Here is a 17,896-nt window from a genome sequence, read left to right on the forward strand (position 1 = left end):
CGATCCACCCTGAATTCTCCGACATGGCGACTACCCCCTCCGACACCCGCAACGTCCAGCCCCCGAGCCGCATGGGCGACATCCTGTTCGGCGGCCTGACGCGGGGCGCCGCGATCGTGACGCTGCTGCTGCTGGGCGGCATCATCGTCTCGCTGGCGATCAGCGCCTGGCCCTCGATCGAGGCCTTCGGCGCGCGCTTCCTGTGGTCCGCGGAGTGGGATCCTCCCGCCGATGTCTACGGCGCGCTGGTGCCCATCTACGGCACCATCGTGACCTCGCTGATCGCACTGATCATCGCGGTGCCGGTGAGCTTCGGCATCGCCCTGTTCCTGACCGAGCTGTCGCCGGCCTGGTTGCGCCGCCCACTCGGCACCGCCATCGAACTGCTGGCCGCGGTGCCGTCGATCGTGTACGGCATGTGGGGCCTGCTGGTGTTCGCGCCGATCTTCGGCGAGTATTTCCAGAAGCCGCTGGCCGCCACGGTGGGCCAGCTGCCGGTGATCGGCAAGCTGTTCCAGGGCGCGCCGCTGGGCATCGGCCTGCTGTGCGCGGGCGTGATCCTGGCGATCATGATCATCCCGTACATCGCCTCGGTGATGCGCGACGTGTTCGAGGTCACCCCGGTGCTGCTCAAGGAATCCGCCTACGGCGTGGGCTGCACCACCTGGGAGGTGATGTGGAACGTGGTGCTGCCCTACACCCGCGCCGGCGTGATCGGCGGCGTGATGCTGGGCCTGGGCCGCGCGCTGGGCGAGACCATGGCCGTCACCTTCGTGATCGGCAACACCAACCTGCTGGACAGCGCCTCGCTGTTCTCGCCGGGCAACAGCATCACCTCGGCGCTCGCCAACGAGTTCGCCGAAGCCGGCGCCGGCCTGCATACCGCCGCGCTGATGGAGCTGGGCCTGATCCTGTTCTTCATCACCTTCGTGGTGCTGGCGCTGTCCAAGCTGTTGCTGCTGCGACTGGCCAAGAATGAGGGCGCAAAATGAGCCAAGCGAGCCAAGCCATGACTTCCGTATCGATTCCCGCCGTCCGTCCCGATGCCGATGCCGTGCGCGCGCGCCTGCAGGGCCGCCGCCGCCGCGTCAACCTGTACGCGCTGACCGCGTCGCTGGTGGCGATGGGCTTCGGCCTGTTCTGGCTGGCGTGGATCCTGTGGACCACCGTCACGCTGGGCGTCGGCGGGCTGTCGCTGGACCTGTTCACGCAGATGACGCCGGCCCCCAACACCGCCGGCGGCGGCCTCGCCAACGCCATCTTCGGCAGCTTCGTGATGGTCGGCATGGCCACGCTGTTCGGCACGCCGCTGGGCATCCTGGCGGGCATCTACCTGGCCGAGTACGGCAAGAGCTCGCCGCTGGCCAGCCTTATCCGCTTTATCAACGACATCCTGCTGTCGGCGCCGTCGATCGTGATCGGCCTGTTCGTCTACGCGCTGGTGGTGACCCGCATGGGCCACTTCTCGGGCTGGGCCGGCATCTGCGCGCTGGCGCTGCTGCAGGTGCCGATCGTGGTGCGCACCACTGAAAACATGCTGAACCTGGTGCCCAACGCGCTGCGCGAGGCCGCCTTCGCCCTGGGCACGCCCAAGTGGAAGATGGTGCTGTCGATCACGGTGAAGTCATCGTACGCCGGCATTGTGACGGGCGTATTGCTGGCCGTGGCTCGTATCGCCGGCGAAACCGCGCCGCTGCTGTTCACCGCGCTGTCCAACCAGTTCTGGACCACCGACCTGAACAAGCCGATGGCCAACCTGCCGGTGACGATCTTCCGCTTCGCCATGAGCCCGTTCACCGAATGGCAGCAACTGGCCTGGGCGGGCGTGTTCCTGATTACGATCGGCGTGCTGGCCCTGAACATCCTGGCGCGCATCCTGTTCAAGAAATAAGCGGCGCGCCCGTCATCCGGACCGCCCCAAGACTGCAAGCGAGAAAACGCAATGACCTCCACCGTCATCGACATTCCCGATTCGGTTCGCGCCAAGATCGACGTGCGCAACCTGAACTTCTATTACGGCCAGTTCCATGCCCTGAAGAACATCAACATGTCGATCCCGGACCGCAAGGTCACCGCCTTCATCGGCCCGTCGGGATGCGGCAAGTCGACGCTGCTGCGCACCTTCAACAAGATGTACGCGCTCTATCCCGAGCAGCGCGCCGAGGGCGAGATCAACATGGACGGCGACAACCTGCTGACCGCCAGGCAGGACATCGCACTGCTGCGCGCCAAGGTCGGCATGGTGTTCCAGAAGCCGACGCCGTTCCCGATGTCGATCTATGACAACATTGCCTTCGGCGTGCGCCTGTTCGAGAAGCTCTCGCGCTCGGAAATGGACGACCGCGTGGAGTGGGCGCTGACCAAGGCGGCGCTGTGGAACGAGGCCAAGGACAAGCTGCACCAGTCGGGCTACGGCCTGTCCGGCGGCCAGCAGCAGCGCCTGTGCATCGCGCGCGGTATCGCCATCCGCCCGGAAGTGCTGCTGCTGGACGAGCCGTGTTCCGCGCTCGACCCGATTTCAACCGGCCGCATCGAAGAACTGATCGCCGAACTGAAGGACGAGTACACCGTGGTGATCGTGACGCACAACATGCAGCAGGCGGCGCGCTGCTCGGACTACACCGCCTACATGTACCTGGGCGAACTGATCGAGTTCGGCGAGACCGAGAAGATTTTCATCAAGCCGCACCGCAAGGAAACGGAAGACTACATCACCGGCCGCTTCGGCTGACAGGCAGGGCAGGGACTAGCATATCCATAAGCGCCCAGGAGAATCCGATGACTGACAAGCACCTGTCGACCCAGTTCGACGCAGACCTCAACGCCATCAACACCAAGCTGCTGCAGATGGGCGGGCTGGTGGAGTCGCAGATCGAACTCGCCATGCGTGCGCTGACCGACTTCGACGCCGACATCGCCGACCAGGTGATCGCCCGGGAGATCCAGCTCAATGCGCTGGAAGTCGAGATCGACGCCGATTGCGGCAACATCATCGCGCGGCGCCAGCCGACGGCGCGCGACCTGCGCCTGGTGATGGCCATCTCCAAGACCATCACCAATCTGGAGCGCGCCGGCGACGAGGCCGAGAAGATCGCCAAGCGCACCAAGCACATCATGGAAGATGCGTCGGCGCACAGCATCAACTACGCCGAGGTCAAGCTCTCGGGCGAGATGGCGATCGCGCTGCTGCGCCAGGCGCTCGACGCCTTCGCGCGCCTGGACACGGTCGCGGCGGCGCGCATCGTCAAGGATGACAAGGCCATCGACGAGGAATTCCGCGGCTTCGTGCGCAAGCTGATCACGTACATGATGGAAGACCCGCGCACGATCTCGGTCGCGCTGGATTTCCTGTTCATCGCCAAGGCTGTCGAGCGCATCGGCGATCACGCCAAGAACATCGCGGAATTTATCATTTACATTGTCAAGGGGACGGACGTCCGCCATGTCTCGCGCGAGGACATGGAGCGCGAAGCGCTGAGCTGAATACAGCCGCCCACGGAGAACCATACACATGCCAAGCAGTATTCTCGTTGTCGAAGACGAACCGGCGATCGCCGAACTGATCGCCGTGAACCTGCAGCACGCGGGGCATTATCCGATCCGGGCCTATAACGCCGAGCAGGCGCTGTCGCTGATGAGCGATGTGCTGCCCGACCTGGTGCTGCTCGACTGGATGCTCCCGGGCAAGTCAGGCGCGAACTTCGCCAAGGAGTTGCGCGCCAACGACCGCACCCGCCAGATCCCCATCATCATGCTGACCGCGCGCGGCGAGGAGCAGGACAAGGTGATGGGGCTGGAAGCCGGTGCCGACGACTACGTCACCAAGCCGTTCTCGCCCAAGGAGCTGCTGGCGCGGATCAAGGCCGTGCTGCGCCGCCGCGCGCCGCAGCTAACCGACGACGTGGTGGCGATCAATGGCCTGCAGCTCGACCCGGCCACGCACCGCGTGACCGGCCAGGACGAGAGCGGCCCGATCAAGCTGGACCTGGGCCCCACCGAGTTCCGCCTGCTGCACTTCCTGATGACGCATCCGGAGCGCGTGCACAGCCGCTCGCAACTGCTCGACCAGGTCTGGGGCGACCACGTCTTCGTCGAGGAGCGCACCGTCGACGTCCATATCAAGCGCCTGCGCGCCGCGCTGACGCCGGGCGGCTACAGCAACATGATCGAAACCGTGCGCGGCAGCGGCTACCGGCTGGCGCGCACCCCTGGCGCCTGAACCGCCGCACGGGTCTCGAGCCGCTGGCAGGGCGCGGCGAAATCGTGGCACACTCCGTCGCAACCCTGCAGGCAGCAGTTTCCGTGGCTGGCTGCGAGCCTGAACCCTGCGCATGAATGTCATCTGGGCCCGTTCCGCGGCCATCCTGATCAGCCTGCTGGTGCTGTCCGCCGGCGTCTACCTGGTCGCCGGCCCGGTGCCGGCGCTGGCGCTGGCCTGCGTTTCATTGCTCGGGCTGCTGTTCTACTACCTGTACCAGATCAACCGGCTGTGGAGGGTGCTGGACGCGCCCGTCTACGGCGAGATCCCGAGCGCGCTCGGCCTGTGGGGCGAGGTGTATTACCGCCTGCACCGGCTGGTCAAGCGCTGGCGCACCCAGGTGCTGCAGGTGGAACAGCAGCACACCCGCTTTATCCAGGCCATCCAGGCATCGCCCAACGGCGTGCTGATGCTCGATGACGCCGACCAGATCGAGTGGTGCAACGACGTCGCCGAGCAGCATTTCGGCCTGAACGCGCGGCGCGACGTGCGCCAGCGCATTACCCACCTGATCCGTCGGCCCGAATTCGTCCACTACCTGACGCGCCAGCAGTTCGACGACCCGCTGGTGATGCGCGACATGGGCGAGCACAAGCACAGCGCGATCGCGGTGCAGATCCTGCCGTATGGCGACAACCGCAAGCTGGTGATCACGCAGGACATCACCAAGCTGGAAAATACCGAGGCAATGCGGCGCGATTTCGTCGCCAATGTCTCGCACGAGCTGAAGACCCCGCTGACCGTGATGACCGGCTTCCTCGAGACCGTGCGCGACCTGCCGGTGTCGGAAGAGGACCGGCGCCGCTACATCGACATGATGCTGGCGCAGTCGGTGCGCATGCAGAGCATCGTCGAAGACCTGCTGGCGCTGGCCAAGCTCGAAAGCGATGCGCAGCCGCCCGGGCATGAGGTGGTGCCGATCCGCGCGATGGTGGCGCACCTGATGCATGATGCCGAGGCGCTGTCGCAGGGCCGCCACCAGGTGGCGGCCGAGATCGACCCCACGGTGGGCATGCGCGGCGCGGAGACCGAGCTGATGTCGGCGCTGGGCAACCTGGTGTCGAACGCGGTGCGTTACACGCCGGAAGGCGGGCGCATCACCATGCGGCTGGCCTGGGAAGACGGCCATGCGGTGTTCTCGGTGGCCGATACCGGCCTGGGCATCGCGGCCGAGCATATTCCCCGGCTGACCGAGCGCTTCTACCGCGTCGACCGCAGCCGCTCGCGCGACACCGGCGGCACCGGGCTGGGCCTGGCCATCGTCAAGCACGTGCTGTCGCGCCACCATGCCGAATTGCGCGTCACCAGCGAAGAGGGCCGGGGCAGCGTGTTCCGCGTGGTGTTCCCGCTCGAGCGCAGCCTGCGTGCCGCCACAAGCGCGGACAGCCCGGTGCCGGGCGCGGGGCCGACGGTAACCCCGCAGGCGCCGGACAATGCCCGGCGCGCAGCCTGATGCACAAGAAGAACCCCGCCGCGGCGGGGTTTTTCTTTGCCTGCGCGGCGCCGCTCAGGGCGTGCCGCCAAACATCACCAGCATATCGTTCTGGCTGACATGTGGATGCTTGGAACGCGTCTGGCTGCGCACGTAATTGCCGTCCGACTGCATGATCCACGCGGAGGCATTGTCGCGCAGATGGACCTGCAGGCTCTCCTTGATGACGCGCGCCTTCAGCGCCTTGTCCAGCACCGGGAACGCGACTTCCACGCGGCGGAACAGGTTGCGGTCCATCCAGTCGGCGCTGGACAGGTAGAGCACCTCTTCGCCGGCGGCGTGGAAGTAATAGACGCGGTGGTGTTCGAGGAAGCGCCCGATGATCGATCGCACCGAGATGTTTTCTGACATGCCCGGCACGCCCGGCATCAGCGCGCACACGCCGCGCACGATCAGGTCGATCTTCACGCCGGCGCGCGAGGCCTTGTACAACTCGTCGATGATCGACGGTTCCAGCAGCGCGTTCATCTTGGCGATGATGCGTGCCGGCTTGCCCGCGCGCGCGTTGCGGGCCTCGGCGCGGATATGGTCGACCAGGTTGCTCTGCATGGTGAACGGCGACTGCCACAGGTGGTTCAGCCGGATCGTGCCGGCGGTGCCGGTCAGCAGCTGGAACACATGGTGCACGTCTTCGCAGATGGCCTCGTCGGCGGTCAGCAGCCCGAAGTCGGTATAGAGCCGGGCCGTGCGCGGATGGTAGTTGCCGGTGCCCAGGTGGGCGTAGCGGCGCAGCTTGACCTGCTTGGCCTTGGGCCCGGTGGGCTCGCGCCGCACGATCAGCAGCATCTTGGCGTGGCACTTGTGGCCGACCACGCCGTAGATGACGTGCGCGCCGGCGGACTCGAGCCGCTCGGCCCAGTTGATGTTGGTTTCCTCGTCGAAGCGGGCCAGCAGCTCCACCACCACCGTCACTTCCTTACCGTTGCGTGCGGCCGTCATCAGCGCTTCCATCACCAGCGATTCGTTGCCGGTGCGGTAGACGGTCTGCTTGATCGCGACCACGTTGGGATCGGCCGCGGCCAGCTGCAGCAGGTCGAGCACCGAGCTGAAGCTCTCGTACGGATGGTGCAGCAGTACGTCCTGCTGGCGCATCACGTCGAACATCGACGCGCCGCCGGAAAAGGCCTTGACCGGGGCGGGAACATACGGCGGGAACTTGAGCCCGGGCCGGTCGACCATGTCGGGGATCTGCATCAGCCGCACCAGGTTCACCGGGCCGGAGACGCGGTACAGGTCCTGTTCGGCCAGCCCCGATTCCAGCAGCAGCCGGCGCGCCAGCGGCGCCGGCGTATCCGACGAGATTTCCAGCCGCACCGTGTCGCCGAAATGGCGCGCGGGCAGTTCTCCCTGCAGCGCTTCGCGCAGGTCGGTGATGTCGTCTTCCGAGACGAACAGGTCCGAGTTGCGCGTGACGCGGAACTGATAGCAGCCATGCACGGCGATGGCGGGGAACAGCTCGTGCACGAAGCCCTGCATGAACGACGACAGCATGACGAAGCCGTACGGATAGCCCGACAGCTTCTCCGGCATCTTGACCACGCGCGGGAGCGCGCGCGGCGCCTGCACGATGGCGAGATCAGCGTCGCGCCCGAAGGCGTCCTTGCCGGACAGTTCCACCACGAAGTTCAGGCTCTTGTTGAGCACGCGCGGGAAGGGGTGGGCCGGGTCCAACGCGATCGGGGTCAGCACCGGCGCCAGTTCGCGCTGGAAGAACTCGCGCGCCCATTCGCGCTGGGCCTCGGTCCAGGTCGTGGTCAGGTGGAAAAAGACCCCTTCTTTTTCAAGTAGTGGAAAAATGGTGTTCTGCAGCATGTCATACTGCGAGGCCACAAGCCGTTGCGTGCGCTCGGTGACAAGCTGGTAGGTCTGCTGGAACGAAAGACCATCCGGCGTCAGGCCCGACGCATTGTCGCGCATCTGTTCCTTCAGGCCCGCCATGCGGATTTCAAAGAACTCGTCCAGGTTGCTGGACACGATGCAGATGAACTTGAGCCGTTCCAGCAGCGGGACTTTCGGGTCCGCGGCTTGCGCCAGCACGCGGGCATTGAATTCCAGGATGCCCAGTTCGCGATTGAGCAGCGTACTGGACGGAGTCGTCGACATGGTCATGACCTTCTTTTGGTAATGTGGCGACTTTTTCATAGAATCGTGTCACTTTCATGACAGTTTGATTTTGTCATGATGCGGACATGACCACGACATATTTTCTCCGGGCGCGAATCGCGGCGGGCCCAGGCACCAGCGTGTCTCTGCCGCGCTTCGCAACGCCAATGCGAACCTGCCCTCCAAGCACACGATGAACAACACTCCACGCCTGCTGGCCGCCGTCGACATGGGCTCGAACAGCTTCCGCCTGATGATCGGGCGGGTGGACGAAACCCCGACGTCCAATGGCCCCGCCAGCCAGATCTTCCAGGTCGACGCACTGCGCGAGCCGGTGCGACTGGCAGCCGGGCTCACCCCTGACAAATACCTGGACCAGCCTGCGCGGCGGCGAGGCATCGATGCGCTGCGGCGCTTCGGCGACCGCCTGCGCGAGTTCGCACCGGGCCAGGTGCGCGCGGTTGCCACCAATACGCTGCGGGTCGCAAAGAACGCGTCGGAGTTCCTGATCGAGGCCGAGGGAGCGCTGGGCTTCCCGATCGAAGTGATCGCCGGGCGCGAGGAGGCGCGGCTGATCTACCTGGGCGCCTCGCACGATGCGCCGGCCTGCCAGGGCAACCGCCTGGTGGTCGATATCGGCGGCGGCTCGACCGAATTCATCATCGGCAACGGCTACCAGTCCAAGCTGATGGAAAGCCTGTATATCGGCTGCGTGTCGCACAGCCGCCAGTTCTTCCCCAGCGGCAATGTCGACGACTACGCGATGAAGCAGGCCGAGCTGGCTGCGCGCCGCGAGATCCAGGTGCTGGTGCGCCAGTACCGCGCCGCGGGCTGGGAGCAGGCAGTGGGATCGTCCGGTACCGCGCGCGCGCTGGCCGAGTTGATCGAACTCAACGGCATGAACGACAGCAATGCCGAGCACGGCATCACGCGTGAAGGGCTGGAACGGCTCAAGCGCGCGCTGATCAAGGCGGAGAACACCAATCGCGTCAAGCTGACGGGGCTCAAGCCGGACCGCATTCCGGTGCTGCCGGGGGGCTTGTCGATCATGCTCGGCGTGTTCGCCGAACTCGATATCGAGCGCATGGACGTGACCGACGGCGCGCTGCGTCTGGGCGTGCTGTACGACCTGCTCGGACGCAGCCACCATGAGGACATGCGCACGGTCACGGTGGACCAGTTCATGCGCCGCTATGGTGTCGACCGCGCGCAGGCCAGCCGCGTGCGGCGCACCGCGCAGACACTGCTGTCACAGTTTCCGGACCCGGCCAACGAACGGCGCGAGGACAACCTCGCGCTGCTGGGCTGGGCCGCCAGCCTGCATGAGATCGGCATGTCGATCTCGCATAGCGGCTACCACAAGCATTCGGCCTATATCGCCACGCATGCCGACATGCCGGGCTTTTCCAAGACCGACCAGGCGCGGCTGGCGACGCTGCTGCTGGGCCATGCAGGCAAGCTGGGCAAGCTGTCGGGTAGCGGCAAGTTCGTCGACTGGCGCATGCTGTTCAGCCTGCGCCTGGCCTTTGTGCTGTGCCGGCGCCGCTCGGACGTGGCGCTGCCGGACATCCGCGTCACGCAGCTGGCCGAAGCGCTGGACGAAGGCTTCACCGTGCGCCTGCCGAAGGCTTGGATCGACGCCAATCCGCTGATCGAATACAGCCTGGCGCAGGAAGCCGACGAATGGCAGCGCATCGGCAAGCGCTACAAGGTGGTCTACGACTGACAGGGCAGGGGGTCGACCGGCCGCCCATGCGGCGGCCCGGACGGAAAGGCTTGCTGGTGTGCGCGCCGCTCAGGCGGCGTTGTTCAGGCCCAGGAAGTGGCGGGCGTAGCGCGGATTCATGTCGTTCACGCGCAGCAGCGTAAGGAAGTCCGCCACGTTGAAGTCCGGGTCCCACGCGGGCTGGCCGCAGATCTTCGCGCCCAGGCGCAGGTAGCCCTTGATCAGCGCCGGCGGCTCGACCGCCAGCTGCTGGTTCAGGTCTTCCACCGGCAGCGGCAGGCGCGGGAAGGCGTGGTACTCGATCGGCGCCAGCGAGCGCTCGGTGAACAGCCGGTGCAGGCTGGCCGCGTAGTGGCCGCCGTCGCTCATCGGCACGCTGGCGCAGCCCAGCATCGACTCGATGCCCCAGCGCTGCAGGTACTCGCCCAGCCCTCCCCACAGCGCCATGATGACGCTGCCGGAGCGGTAGTCGCGGTGCACGCACGAGCGGCCCAGTTCCAGCATCTTGGGGCGCAGGTGTGACAGGCGCACCAGGTCGAATTCCGATTCGGCGTACAGGCAGCCCAGGCGCTTGGCCTGGTGCGGCGGCAGCACGCGGTAGGTGCCGACCACGCGCAGCGTGGCCAGGTCGCGCACGATCAGGTGGTCGCAATAGGCATCGAACATGTCGATGTCCAGTTCGGGCACCGAAGAGGTCAGGCGCGCGCCCATTTCCTCGGCAAAGACCTTGTAGCGCAGGCGCTGGGCCTCGACTACTTCGTCCTGGTGGCGCGCCCACGCCACGCTGAGAACAGGCGACTCATGTGCCGGTGTATCCGATGGGCGATGAAGACGCCTCCGCGCCGTCTGGCCGCCGAGGCCATTGGGCAGGGAGTCGAAGAGCGGCTGGGTAGGCGTCGGCAGATCTCGCATCAGTATGTCCTTTTGGTGACGAAACTGTTGCGATGCAATGTAGTGAGGGCCGGTGACAATGCCATGACCCGGCGATGACGGTTGCGTGACTTCGACAGCCGGGTCTGTCCGGGGAAGCCTTTAGGGGCACCCTGGGCGGTACCGCACGCCTACCGGACCTAGAGGAATTCGGGGTTGATGACCGCGCGCAGCACGGTCTGGGCTTCGCTTTCGCGGGTACGGCCGGTCAGCCACCAGACGCCGCCCTTGCGCACGCTCCAGTCCATTTCGGTGCCCGCCAGCAGCAGGCTGGCGACGCGGCCGATCCAGGGCTGATGGCCGACCACCACCACGTGCTCGGTGCGCTCCGGCCATTCGACCGCGGCCAGCACGGCGCTGACGTCGGCACCGGGGGCCAGGGCATCCAGGATTTGCGCGTCGCCGGTCAGCGCCGCCGCGGTTTCGCGGGCGCGCACGGCGGGGCTGCACAGGACCCGGGTATCGGCTGGCAGGTGGGCGCGCAGCCATTTGGCCGAGGCCTCGGCCTGCTTGCGGCCACGGCGTGTCAGCGGGCGCTGCAGATCGGCGTGGCGGCTAAGGCTGAGGGCGTCGGGGAGGTCTTCGGCTTCGGCATGGCGCCACAGGATCAGGTTCATGTCGGACGGGGCAATGAGCTTGCTTCGAGTATGGTGAAGCGGCCCGACCGGCGCAAGCGCGGCGCAAACAAAAGCGGGCTGCCGGTCAGGGCAGCCCGCAAGTGTCTCCGGGCGCGGTGTCAGTGGCGTGACAGCGCGTCGGCGCAATACAGCGGCGGCGCCGAGGGCAATGCGTTGCCATCGGCGCCGTCGGGAAACTCAGGACTTGTGGCGGAAGTTGATGCGCCCCTTGGTCAGGTCGTAGGGCGACATTTCCAGGGTCACGCGGTCGCCGGCCAGGATGCGGATGCGGTGCTTCTGCATCTTGCCCGAAGCGTATGCCCAGATTTCAACGCCGTTTTCCAGCGTGACACGATAGCGGTTGTCAGGCAGGGCTTCCGACACCACGCCGCCAAATTCAATGAGTTCTTCCTTAGCCAATCTGTCTTCCTTTTCGGCAGCCCGCGAAGGCTGCATGGTTACGTTTTCAAAAAATCTGTTCGGTTCGCCCGCAACGTCGCCCAACCGCGGCACCTTGCGCCGATACGTGAGGCGGTCGGGGCAGGGAGCGCGCATGCTGCGGCGGCTGGCGCCTGCATGACCGGATCAATCGGCGGCGTCGGCGATGTCGCCCTGCGGGCGCGGATTGCTTGGGCGAAAACCTGGTCGCTGACAGCCGGAGAGGCCGTGTGCTTCGCGGAGCAGGCGGGCAGGTGTACCCGGTGGTTCGCCAGTTCGGTGTCGTCGCGGATGGCCCGCGCCGGCGGCTGCTGTTCGCTCGCTGCTGTTCATTAGCGAGAGCGCGCTGGTGAGAACGCCCGGTTACAGGGATGCTCGGACACCCCGGGGGCTACTGCGACATTGTATCACGTACGCGGATGCAGCATTGCCGGTGAGTCGGTTGCACCGGCCGGGGTGCGGCGCAACAAAATGGCGATAACGGCGCAAACCGGCTCGCGGTCCGCTTGGTATTTGAGCCATATGAGCTAGAACTAACGCGTACGGCCGTGCCGGGCCGGATCTCGCAAGGAGACTGCCATGGAACTCCATCTGGAATCGCACCGCTATGTCCGCTGCCGCCCCGACTGGCGCGCAGCGGTGCTGGCGGGGCTGATTGCGGGCGCGGTCTACATGGTGCTGGAGTTGCTGACCGCGCGCTTTCTGCTGTACCAGGGCGCCTGGGGCACCGTGAAGATGGTCGCCGCCATCATCCTGGGCCGTGAGGCGCTGTCGGCCGATGCCTTCAACTGGACCATCGTGCTGGCCGCGGGCACGGTGCATTTCGCCTTGTCGATCATCCTGGCGGCGGCGCTGGCGCTGATCCTGTCGTCGTTCCGGCTCGACACCAGCCTGGGGCTGGCCTCGGTGGTCGGGATCGTATTCGGCGTGGTGGTCTACCTGGTCAACTTCTATGTGCTGGGGCGCTACATGAACTGGTTCGACGAAGCGCGCGGCTGGGAAAGCCTGTTCGCGCATGCGCTGTTCGGGCTGGTCGCGGCCGATGTGTACTGCAACCTGGAGCGCCGGCGCGACGGGGCGCAGGCGCAGCCCCCCGCCTGAACCGTTTAGCCCATCTGGTTGATATGACGATTAACGCGCTCGCACTACGCTAGAGGCAAACGACCATAGCGGCTGGCGCCTGGCAGGTCCGCGCACAGTCACACCGGAGTGCCCATGCGGGTCGCAATCGTCAGTACCGAAACCACCGGGCTCACGCCAGCCGATGAGCCCGTCAGCATCGGCTTGCTGCTGGTCGAGGTGTCGCCGCGCGCCGGCGGCCTGCTGCGCGAAGTGGCGGAGTACTACGGTTCGCAGGAGCCGACCGTGCCGATCAGCGCGGCGGCCACCGATACCCACGGCCTGACCGCCGACATGCTGCGCGGGCGCCGCTTCGACCTTGGCGCCATCCGCGCCATCGTCGACGAGGCCGAGGTGCTGGTGGCCCACGGCGCCGCCTTCAACGCCCGGATGCTGGAGAAAGTGCTGCCCGGCATCCAGCACAAGCGCTGGCGCTGCTCGGTGCGGCAGGTGCGCTGGTCCCAGTATTTCCACGCCGCCAACCACAAGCTCGATACGCTGTGCGAGCACCTGCATATCTTCCGCCCCAGGCCGCAGGTGGCTTTGGATGACTGCCTGGCCCTGTCCAAGCTGCTGTTCCGGCCGATCGGCGCTACCCAGCAGGCGACGCCGATGGGCTTCCTGCTGGCCGAAGCCGATTTCGCGATGAGCGCCGCCCCGCATGCCGGCAGCGCGCCCGCTCCGCCGCCCCTGGCGCCGCCTCCGGAGGCCCCGTCTTCCTGGATGCCGCAAGTCGAAGCCAGCCAGCATGGGCCCGGGCGGGGGCTGGTGATGGCGGCCGTGATACTGATGCTATGCGCCGGCGCGGTAATCTGGCCGGACTTGTTCCCGTGGTGACAGGGCGTTGCAGGCGCCGCATGGCTGCCTTTGCCTGCCTTTGTGCTGGCGGGCCCGAAAAGAAAAACGGCCCGGATCTTCCGATCCAGGCCGTTGTTTCCATTGGGTATTTCTGGTCGGAGCGATAGGATTCGAACCTACGACCCTCTGATCCCAAAGCAGAATCCGAATCGCCTCGCAGGCCGCGCCAAATAACGGAAAAGCACCTTCCGGCTTCTAATATTTTTCACTGCCCTGACCTACGACAGCATGCGGGTTTGCGGGAAGCGTTGAGCGGGATATTGGAAGCCAGCTTACCCCGCCTTCGGCAGTTTCAGGCGCACTTCGCTGACCGGTACAGAACGCGACTTCACGTAGATCTCAGTCGTCTTCGAATCAGCGTGCGCGGCGGCCACCTGCAGCTGCTCGATGCTGTATCCGGCACGCTCGGCATCGGTCAGCGCCTTGGCGCGGATGTCCTTCACCGTGTAGCCAGCGTCGGCCAGCTCGGCCCGGACGGCCGCACGCTTCCAGGCCGTGAGTAGGGCATTGGCGGCGTACGGCCGACCGTCGATCGAATGGATGACATACTGGCTGCTCTTCACCTTGCCGGTGGCCTGGGCGCGCGTCAGCACCGTCTTGATTTCTGGCGTGATCGGCCAGTCCACGGCTTCAGCCGTGCTGTCCTCAGTTTTCGTCGGCACGAAGTGGATCACCTTGGCGTCCCAGTCGACCCATGACGCGCCGCCAGTCGCGCCCGGATCCGGCTTCCAGCGGAGCAGGCGGATCTCGGTGGAGCGCTGGGCCGTCAGGTAGCACAGGTCAACGAAGCACTGCATCATGTCGCCGGCCGGCACCTTAGTGACAATCTCCTGGCCGTCCTTGCGCTTCCGCACGTACGTGAGCAGCTTGCCGCGTATAGCCAGGAAGTGGGCGTCCGGAATGTAGACGTCGCGCGCTTTCGGCTTCTTCAGCTTGACCTCGCGGCACGGGTTTGCGGCAATCAGCCGCTTGCCAATGCACCATTCGAAGAAGCCGGACATGAACGAGCGCATCACGCGCTGCATATGCAGCTTGCCCGTCCAGTTGTCCCGCAGGAAGTCGGCCACATCAGCCGGGGCCACGGTGGCCAGGCTGACGTCCTTGAACGCCTCGCCGGCGTACTTGCCGTACGCGGGCCACGCCTTTTCCTTGTGCTGGTCCTTGTGCAGGCGCACGTATTCCGCGATCAGCGGTGCCATGTCGCCCGTGCCGGCGTGGGCCTCGAAGTCACCGATCTCCACGGCCAACCGGGCGAGCATCTTGCGCTGGCCCTCGTCCACGCGGCACAGCCGGATCCATTTCTGGTCGCTCGGCCGCACCCAGTAGAAACTGGCACCGCGCTGGTACACGCGGTTCGGCATGCCAAGGTTCGTCTGCCGCCGGCGTGCGTTCATGCCGCGCGTCCCGTGAAGGTGACCTTGCGAAGCGCCGGGCGCGCCGTCGGCGTGAGCGGCACGACCTCTCCGCTACCAACTCCGGCCTTCTTCGCCTCGAGGGCGCGGTAGGTCTCCCAGGTCATCATCACCCGGCCATCGCCGCGGCGCAGCGGTTCAATCCTGAACGCAGCTTCGAGCCATCGCGCCTGCGCCGACCAGCGCTTCTTGCCGGTCAGTTCCTGCAGGTCTTCGTCGCTCATCCATCCGGTTTTCATTGTTGGCGTCCCCCAGTTTCTGCGGGTTGTTTCGATAATTCGTTGTGCTTGCTGCTGCATTTAACAGGTTAAACCTTGTAAATCCGATTCACAGGTGTTGGCCTGTGAACGGCGCTGGGTGCGTCGATGCCGCGATGTAGAGCGGATGCTTCGGACTCCCGTCCTTGTTCAGACCCAGGTGGTAGAGGAGATTCGCGCGCCCGCACATCCGGACGATCCGCATTACCTCCGCCGCGCGCGCCGGCGCCGCCTTGTGCGCGCCCCACGCGCAGATCGCCATCGAGCAGCGGTCGAGGGCGTCCATGATCGCGCCCTCGTTGCGATCGGGGCGTTCGCCCAGCGGTGCCGGATGCGTCAGCAAGCCGTCCGGGTCCGTCGACCGCAGGGGGAACAGGTTGACCACCTGCAGTCCGCCAAATTTTCCCCCGGCCAGTGCCCGCTGCAGGCATCGGGTGATGGTCGGATCGTTGACCTGGTGGTCGGCGGTCGACGGGTTCAGCATGATGAAGCCGAGCGCAGGCCGGCTGCGGTCCCATTCGCGCCAGAGGCGGTAACGGTACTGCTCGCAGTCGGAGAGTACGCAGCCGGCCTCGCCGTCCAGAGTGGTTTCGATGAGGCGTTTCATGCGAGGCTCCCTCCGTTGTGTCGTTTAGCTTTGCCGGCGCGCGTGGCGGGATCTACGAACTCGTGATCCCAGGCTGGTGCGTCGGCTGGCTGGTCGAGGCCCGGAAGATGAACAGCGCGGTTTTGGGGCCATCCGCACACTGCGCGGCACGAAGCGCGCTTGACCCGTGGGGTCGCGATGCCACCATTGTCTGGATACAAGGTTTGCTTCATACCAGATCCTGTTCAGCCTGCCGCATCGCCGCCGTGAGCTCGGCCATTTCATTGTGCGAGCCGCCTGGGCGATCCGGATGTGCCGCCTGCGCCCGCCGGCGGAAAGCTGCCCGGACGGCGTCCAAATCCCGCTCGCCAGCCGGCACGCCAATGACCTCGCGCCAGGCGCGCGCGGCCGCCGGCGACGGCAGGGCGGTGAACCCGGTGAAGGCCCGTTCCAGGATCTGGGCGCCGCCGTGGCGCTCGATCGCGCGCATCGCTTCCAGCGTAGCCGCGATGGCGGCCAAGTTGTCGGCGACGCTTCGGTACTGGTCGATGGCCATCACGCGCGGCGCGCCGGCGCGGTCCTGCCAGTACACCGCGGCGCCAGGGTCGGATGGCTCGCGCTGGCCGGAGCGGGGCAGCCCATCCAAGCGGACGGCCACGTTCGTGCTGATGACCGTAAAGCCGGGGCGCGCGCCGAGGCGGGCCAGCTCATCCAGCACGCGGGTCACGCCGTCGGACACGGTCAGCGCCTTCTTCGTCCTCCACGACGTGCTGGTGCCGTTGGTGTAGTTGACCGTGCGCGTATCCTGGCGGCCGAAGCGCGCGTCGGCGCGCTGGCTGTCGTTCTTGCGCGGCCAGCCGGCAGGCCAGGCAAGGGGGTAGTTCGTCATGCTTCGGTCCTCCTGAATTCGACCACCCACACCCATGGATTCCTCTCCCATGCGCCGGCGCCATTGATGCTGTCCCACAGCGTGCGGAAGCCCTCGTAGTGCGGCCACGACCCACCGTCAGGCGGAACCAGAATGGGCTCCGCGCCTTCCGCCTCAGCATCGGCCGCGCTGCAGTCGTTCAGCCGTTCGACGCGCGTGCTGACGATCTCGAGCGTGATGCGGCTCGCCCAGCGGGGCATGAAGCGCGCGTGTCGGTAGCGGCCGGGTTCTGGCGGACCGCTGTGTGGCGGGGTGCTGGTGTGTTGCCAGTTCCGCCGCTGGCTGTCCGCCTCGTACTGGATCGGTGTCCACGGCTTCATGTACCCAGCGTCCAGGCACATCTCCGCAATCCGTCCGCCGCTGTATGGGTCCAGTTCCTTCGTAGACCGCCATGCCTCCCGTACATATAGGAGGTTGCCTGGTTCCCCATAGGGGCAGCCGCGCTGGTTCGGGAACCTGGACAGCACATTGTCGACGTCCATGCCGTCGAATTCGGTGGCCACACGCCGGGTCTGGGTCTTTCGGCCGTCTTGGATGGCGCGCACCATGGCGCCAGAGAAGAGGATGGGGCGTTCTTTGGTCATGCTACGATTCCTCCAAAAAGGGAGGGGATATGACGCTCAATGACTGGCTAATCATAGGAGCCACGCTGACAGGCCCGATACTTGCCGTCCAAGCTCAAAAATGGGTGGAGAGATCTCGCGAAGCGCGTGGACGCAAACTGCATATCTTTCATTCGCTTATGGCGACCAGGGGCTCGAGGCTGTCCCCTGACCATGTGCGAGCGCTCAACATGATTGATCTGTCGTTCTACGGCCCCGTGCGGTTTGGCAAGAACTGGCGGTCCAAGGCAGAGCGAGCTGTATTGGCAGCTTGGAAGGAATACCTCGACCATCTGAGCGACCGGCACGATTTCGAAGGACCTAATGCCCAGGCCATACTCGCGCGACGCGACGAGCTTTTTGTAAACCTTCTCACCACGATGGCCGCGGATCTCGGGTATGAGTTTGACCGGGTCCAATTGCGCAAGAGTTGGTACTCGCCCGTCGCTCATGGCGAACTCGAAGAACGTCAAGGCCAACTTTTGATCGCGGCAGCAGAAGTGTTTCAAGGTCGACGGCCTCTTCATATTGCACCCATGGAACAGCAGCGACAGGCAGCTGGCCAATAGT

Annotated in this window: 19 protein-coding genes; 10 read left to right on the forward strand and 9 right to left on the reverse strand. The window is 65.7% G+C overall.

The window, feature by feature from the left end:
- Positions 1 to 23: 23 nt before the first annotated feature.
- The 6 genes from pstC (at position 24) to phoR (ending at position 5,711) form a co-directional block, all read left to right on the forward strand.
- Entirely contained in the window at positions 24 to 992 is a 969-nt protein-coding gene (gene pstC, locus C7416_RS06085; protein ID WP_111517616.1) for a phosphate ABC transporter permease PstC, read from the forward strand.
- A gap of 17 nt (positions 993 to 1,009) precedes the next feature.
- The gene (gene pstA, locus C7416_RS06090) at positions 1,010 to 1,891 is read left to right on the forward strand and encodes a phosphate ABC transporter permease PstA (protein ID WP_370866960.1); all 882 of its coding nucleotides are present in this window, start codon (positions 1,010 to 1,012) and stop codon (positions 1,889 to 1,891) included.
- A gap of 51 nt (positions 1,892 to 1,942) precedes the next feature.
- Entirely contained in the window at positions 1,943 to 2,731 is a 789-nt protein-coding gene (pstB, locus tag C7416_RS06095) for a phosphate ABC transporter ATP-binding protein PstB (protein ID WP_018007822.1), read from the forward strand.
- Positions 2,732 to 2,778: 47 nt separating this feature from the next.
- Entirely contained in the window at positions 2,779 to 3,483 is a 705-nt protein-coding gene (phoU, locus tag C7416_RS06100; protein WP_111517617.1) for a phosphate signaling complex protein PhoU, read from the forward strand.
- Positions 3,484 to 3,511: 28 nt separating this feature from the next.
- Positions 3,512 to 4,219 carry a phosphate regulon transcriptional regulator PhoB gene (phoB, locus tag C7416_RS06105; protein WP_111517618.1) on the forward strand — a complete coding sequence of 236 codons (708 nt, stop codon included), beginning with the start codon at positions 3,512 to 3,514 and terminating at the stop codon, positions 4,217 to 4,219.
- 112 nt (positions 4,220 to 4,331) lie between these two features.
- Positions 4,332 to 5,711, forward strand: a complete 1,380-nt coding sequence (gene phoR, locus C7416_RS06110; RefSeq protein WP_111517619.1) for a phosphate regulon sensor histidine kinase PhoR — start codon at positions 4,332 to 4,334, stop codon at positions 5,709 to 5,711.
- A gap of 54 nt (positions 5,712 to 5,765) precedes the next feature.
- Here the strand turns inward: phoR and ppk1 are convergent, their stop codons facing one another.
- A complete protein-coding gene (gene ppk1 / locus C7416_RS06115; protein WP_111517620.1) occupies positions 5,766 to 7,892 on the reverse strand; it encodes a polyphosphate kinase 1 in 2,127 nt (708 codons plus the stop codon).
- A gap of 154 nt (positions 7,893 to 8,046) precedes the next feature.
- On the opposite strand from ppk1, the gene ppx reads away from it, so the two are divergent.
- Complete coding sequence (gene ppx, locus C7416_RS06120) at positions 8,047 to 9,579, forward strand: exopolyphosphatase (RefSeq protein WP_111517621.1); 1,533 nt, start codon at positions 8,047 to 8,049, stop codon at positions 9,577 to 9,579.
- A gap of 69 nt (positions 9,580 to 9,648) precedes the next feature.
- Here the strand turns inward: ppx and C7416_RS06125 are convergent, their stop codons facing one another.
- The 3 genes from C7416_RS06125 to infA all read right to left on the reverse strand — a co-directional run bounded on the left by C7416_RS06125 (position 9,649) and on the right by infA (position 11,546).
- Positions 9,649 to 10,491 carry a GNAT family N-acetyltransferase gene (locus tag C7416_RS06125; protein WP_111517622.1) on the reverse strand — a complete coding sequence of 281 codons (843 nt, stop codon included), beginning with the start codon at positions 10,489 to 10,491 and terminating at the stop codon, positions 9,649 to 9,651.
- A gap of 158 nt (positions 10,492 to 10,649) precedes the next feature.
- Positions 10,650 to 11,126: a SixA phosphatase family protein gene (locus C7416_RS06130; RefSeq protein ID WP_111517623.1), complete on the reverse strand. Its 477-nt coding sequence runs from the start codon at positions 11,124 to 11,126 to the stop codon at positions 10,650 to 10,652.
- A 198-nt stretch (positions 11,127 to 11,324) separates the two neighbouring features.
- The gene (infA, locus tag C7416_RS06135; RefSeq protein WP_008641674.1) at positions 11,325 to 11,546 is read right to left on the reverse strand and encodes a translation initiation factor IF-1; all 222 of its coding nucleotides are present in this window, start codon (positions 11,544 to 11,546) and stop codon (positions 11,325 to 11,327) included.
- 597 nt (positions 11,547 to 12,143) lie between these two features.
- Here infA and C7416_RS06140 point away from each other — a divergent pair.
- Both C7416_RS06140 and C7416_RS06145 read left to right on the forward strand, forming a co-directional pair.
- Positions 12,144 to 12,665 (forward strand): hypothetical protein, encoded by a 522-nt coding sequence (locus tag C7416_RS06140; RefSeq protein ID WP_111517624.1) that lies wholly within the window; start codon positions 12,144 to 12,146, stop codon positions 12,663 to 12,665.
- Between the two features lie 114 nt (positions 12,666 to 12,779).
- The gene (locus C7416_RS06145; RefSeq protein WP_111517625.1) at positions 12,780 to 13,520 is read left to right on the forward strand and encodes a DNA polymerase III subunit epsilon; all 741 of its coding nucleotides are present in this window, start codon (positions 12,780 to 12,782) and stop codon (positions 13,518 to 13,520) included.
- A 293-nt stretch (positions 13,521 to 13,813) separates the two neighbouring features.
- Here the strand turns inward: C7416_RS06145 and C7416_RS06155 are convergent, their stop codons facing one another.
- The 5 genes from C7416_RS06155 to C7416_RS06175 form a co-directional block, all read right to left on the reverse strand.
- Positions 13,814 to 14,935 carry a tyrosine-type recombinase/integrase gene (locus C7416_RS06155; protein ID WP_111517626.1) on the reverse strand — a complete coding sequence of 374 codons (1,122 nt, stop codon included), beginning with the start codon at positions 14,933 to 14,935 and terminating at the stop codon, positions 13,814 to 13,816.
- Positions 14,932 to 15,177 (reverse strand): DUF4224 domain-containing protein, encoded by a 246-nt coding sequence (locus tag C7416_RS06160; RefSeq protein WP_181461156.1) that lies wholly within the window; start codon positions 15,175 to 15,177, stop codon positions 14,932 to 14,934. The genes C7416_RS06155 and C7416_RS06160 overlap by 4 nt, the downstream gene beginning before the upstream one ends.
- A gap of 103 nt (positions 15,178 to 15,280) precedes the next feature.
- Complete coding sequence (locus C7416_RS06165; protein WP_111517628.1) at positions 15,281 to 15,817, reverse strand: DUF1643 domain-containing protein; 537 nt, start codon at positions 15,815 to 15,817, stop codon at positions 15,281 to 15,283.
- A gap of 208 nt (positions 15,818 to 16,025) precedes the next feature.
- The gene (locus C7416_RS06170) at positions 16,026 to 16,685 is read right to left on the reverse strand and encodes a hypothetical protein (protein WP_220085014.1); all 660 of its coding nucleotides are present in this window, start codon (positions 16,683 to 16,685) and stop codon (positions 16,026 to 16,028) included.
- On the reverse strand, positions 16,682 to 17,308 hold the full coding sequence (locus tag C7416_RS06175) for a hypothetical protein (RefSeq protein ID WP_111517630.1): 627 nt from the start codon (positions 17,306 to 17,308) through the stop codon (positions 16,682 to 16,684). Before C7416_RS06175 ends, C7416_RS06170 begins: the two co-directional genes overlap by 4 nt.
- Positions 17,309 to 17,337: 29 nt before the next feature.
- Between C7416_RS06175 and C7416_RS28845 the strand changes: the two genes are divergently transcribed.
- Positions 17,338 to 17,895, forward strand: a complete 558-nt coding sequence (locus C7416_RS28845; RefSeq protein WP_146604248.1) for a DUF6680 family protein — start codon at positions 17,338 to 17,340, stop codon at positions 17,893 to 17,895.
- Position 17,896: the final 1 nt, after the last annotated feature.

The sequence above is a fragment of the Cupriavidus phytorum genome, from assembly GCF_003254285.1.
In the GTDB taxonomy this organism is placed as follows: Bacteria; Pseudomonadota; Gammaproteobacteria; order Burkholderiales; family Burkholderiaceae; genus Cupriavidus; species Cupriavidus phytorum.

Excerpts from the sequence above, each read along its gene's own strand:
- phoR (WP_111517619.1), top strand. The coding sequence starts at position 4,332 with ATGAATGTCATCTGGGCCCGTTCCGCGGCCATCCTGATCAGCCTGCTG.
- C7416_RS06165 (WP_111517628.1), bottom strand. The coding sequence starts at position 15,817 with ATGAAACGCCTCATCGAAACCACTCTGGACGGCGAGGCCGGCTGCGTA.
- C7416_RS06140 (WP_111517624.1), top strand. The coding sequence starts at position 12,144 with ATGGAACTCCATCTGGAATCGCACCGCTATGTCCGCTGCCGCCCCGAC.
- ppx (WP_111517621.1), top strand. The coding sequence starts at position 8,047 with ATGAACAACACTCCACGCCTGCTGGCCGCCGTCGACATGGGCTCGAAC.
- phoU (WP_111517617.1), top strand. The coding sequence starts at position 2,779 with ATGACTGACAAGCACCTGTCGACCCAGTTCGACGCAGACCTCAACGCC.
- C7416_RS06155 (WP_111517626.1), bottom strand. The coding sequence starts at position 14,935 with ATGAACGCACGCCGGCGGCAGACGAACCTTGGCATGCCGAACCGCGTG.
- pstA (WP_370866960.1), top strand. The coding sequence starts at position 1,010 with ATGACTTCCGTATCGATTCCCGCCGTCCGTCCCGATGCCGATGCCGTG.
- C7416_RS28845 (WP_146604248.1), top strand. The coding sequence starts at position 17,338 with ATGACGCTCAATGACTGGCTAATCATAGGAGCCACGCTGACAGGCCCG.
- pstB (WP_018007822.1), top strand. The coding sequence starts at position 1,943 with ATGACCTCCACCGTCATCGACATTCCCGATTCGGTTCGCGCCAAGATC.
- C7416_RS06175 (WP_111517630.1), bottom strand. The coding sequence starts at position 17,308 with ATGACCAAAGAACGCCCCATCCTCTTCTCTGGCGCCATGGTGCGCGCC.
- ppk1 (WP_111517620.1), bottom strand. The coding sequence starts at position 7,892 with ATGAAAAAGTCGCCACATTACCAAAAGAAGGTCATGACCATGTCGACG.
- C7416_RS06145 (WP_111517625.1), top strand. The coding sequence starts at position 12,780 with ATGCGGGTCGCAATCGTCAGTACCGAAACCACCGGGCTCACGCCAGCC.
- phoB (WP_111517618.1), top strand. The coding sequence starts at position 3,512 with ATGCCAAGCAGTATTCTCGTTGTCGAAGACGAACCGGCGATCGCCGAA.
- pstC (WP_111517616.1), top strand. The coding sequence starts at position 24 with ATGGCGACTACCCCCTCCGACACCCGCAACGTCCAGCCCCCGAGCCGC.
- C7416_RS06125 (WP_111517622.1), bottom strand. The coding sequence starts at position 10,491 with ATGCGAGATCTGCCGACGCCTACCCAGCCGCTCTTCGACTCCCTGCCC.
- C7416_RS06170 (WP_220085014.1), bottom strand. The coding sequence starts at position 16,685 with ATGACGAACTACCCCCTTGCCTGGCCTGCCGGCTGGCCGCGCAAGAAC.
- C7416_RS06130 (WP_111517623.1), bottom strand. The coding sequence starts at position 11,126 with ATGAACCTGATCCTGTGGCGCCATGCCGAAGCCGAAGACCTCCCCGAC.
- C7416_RS06160 (WP_181461156.1), bottom strand. The coding sequence starts at position 15,177 with ATGAGCGACGAAGACCTGCAGGAACTGACCGGCAAGAAGCGCTGGTCG.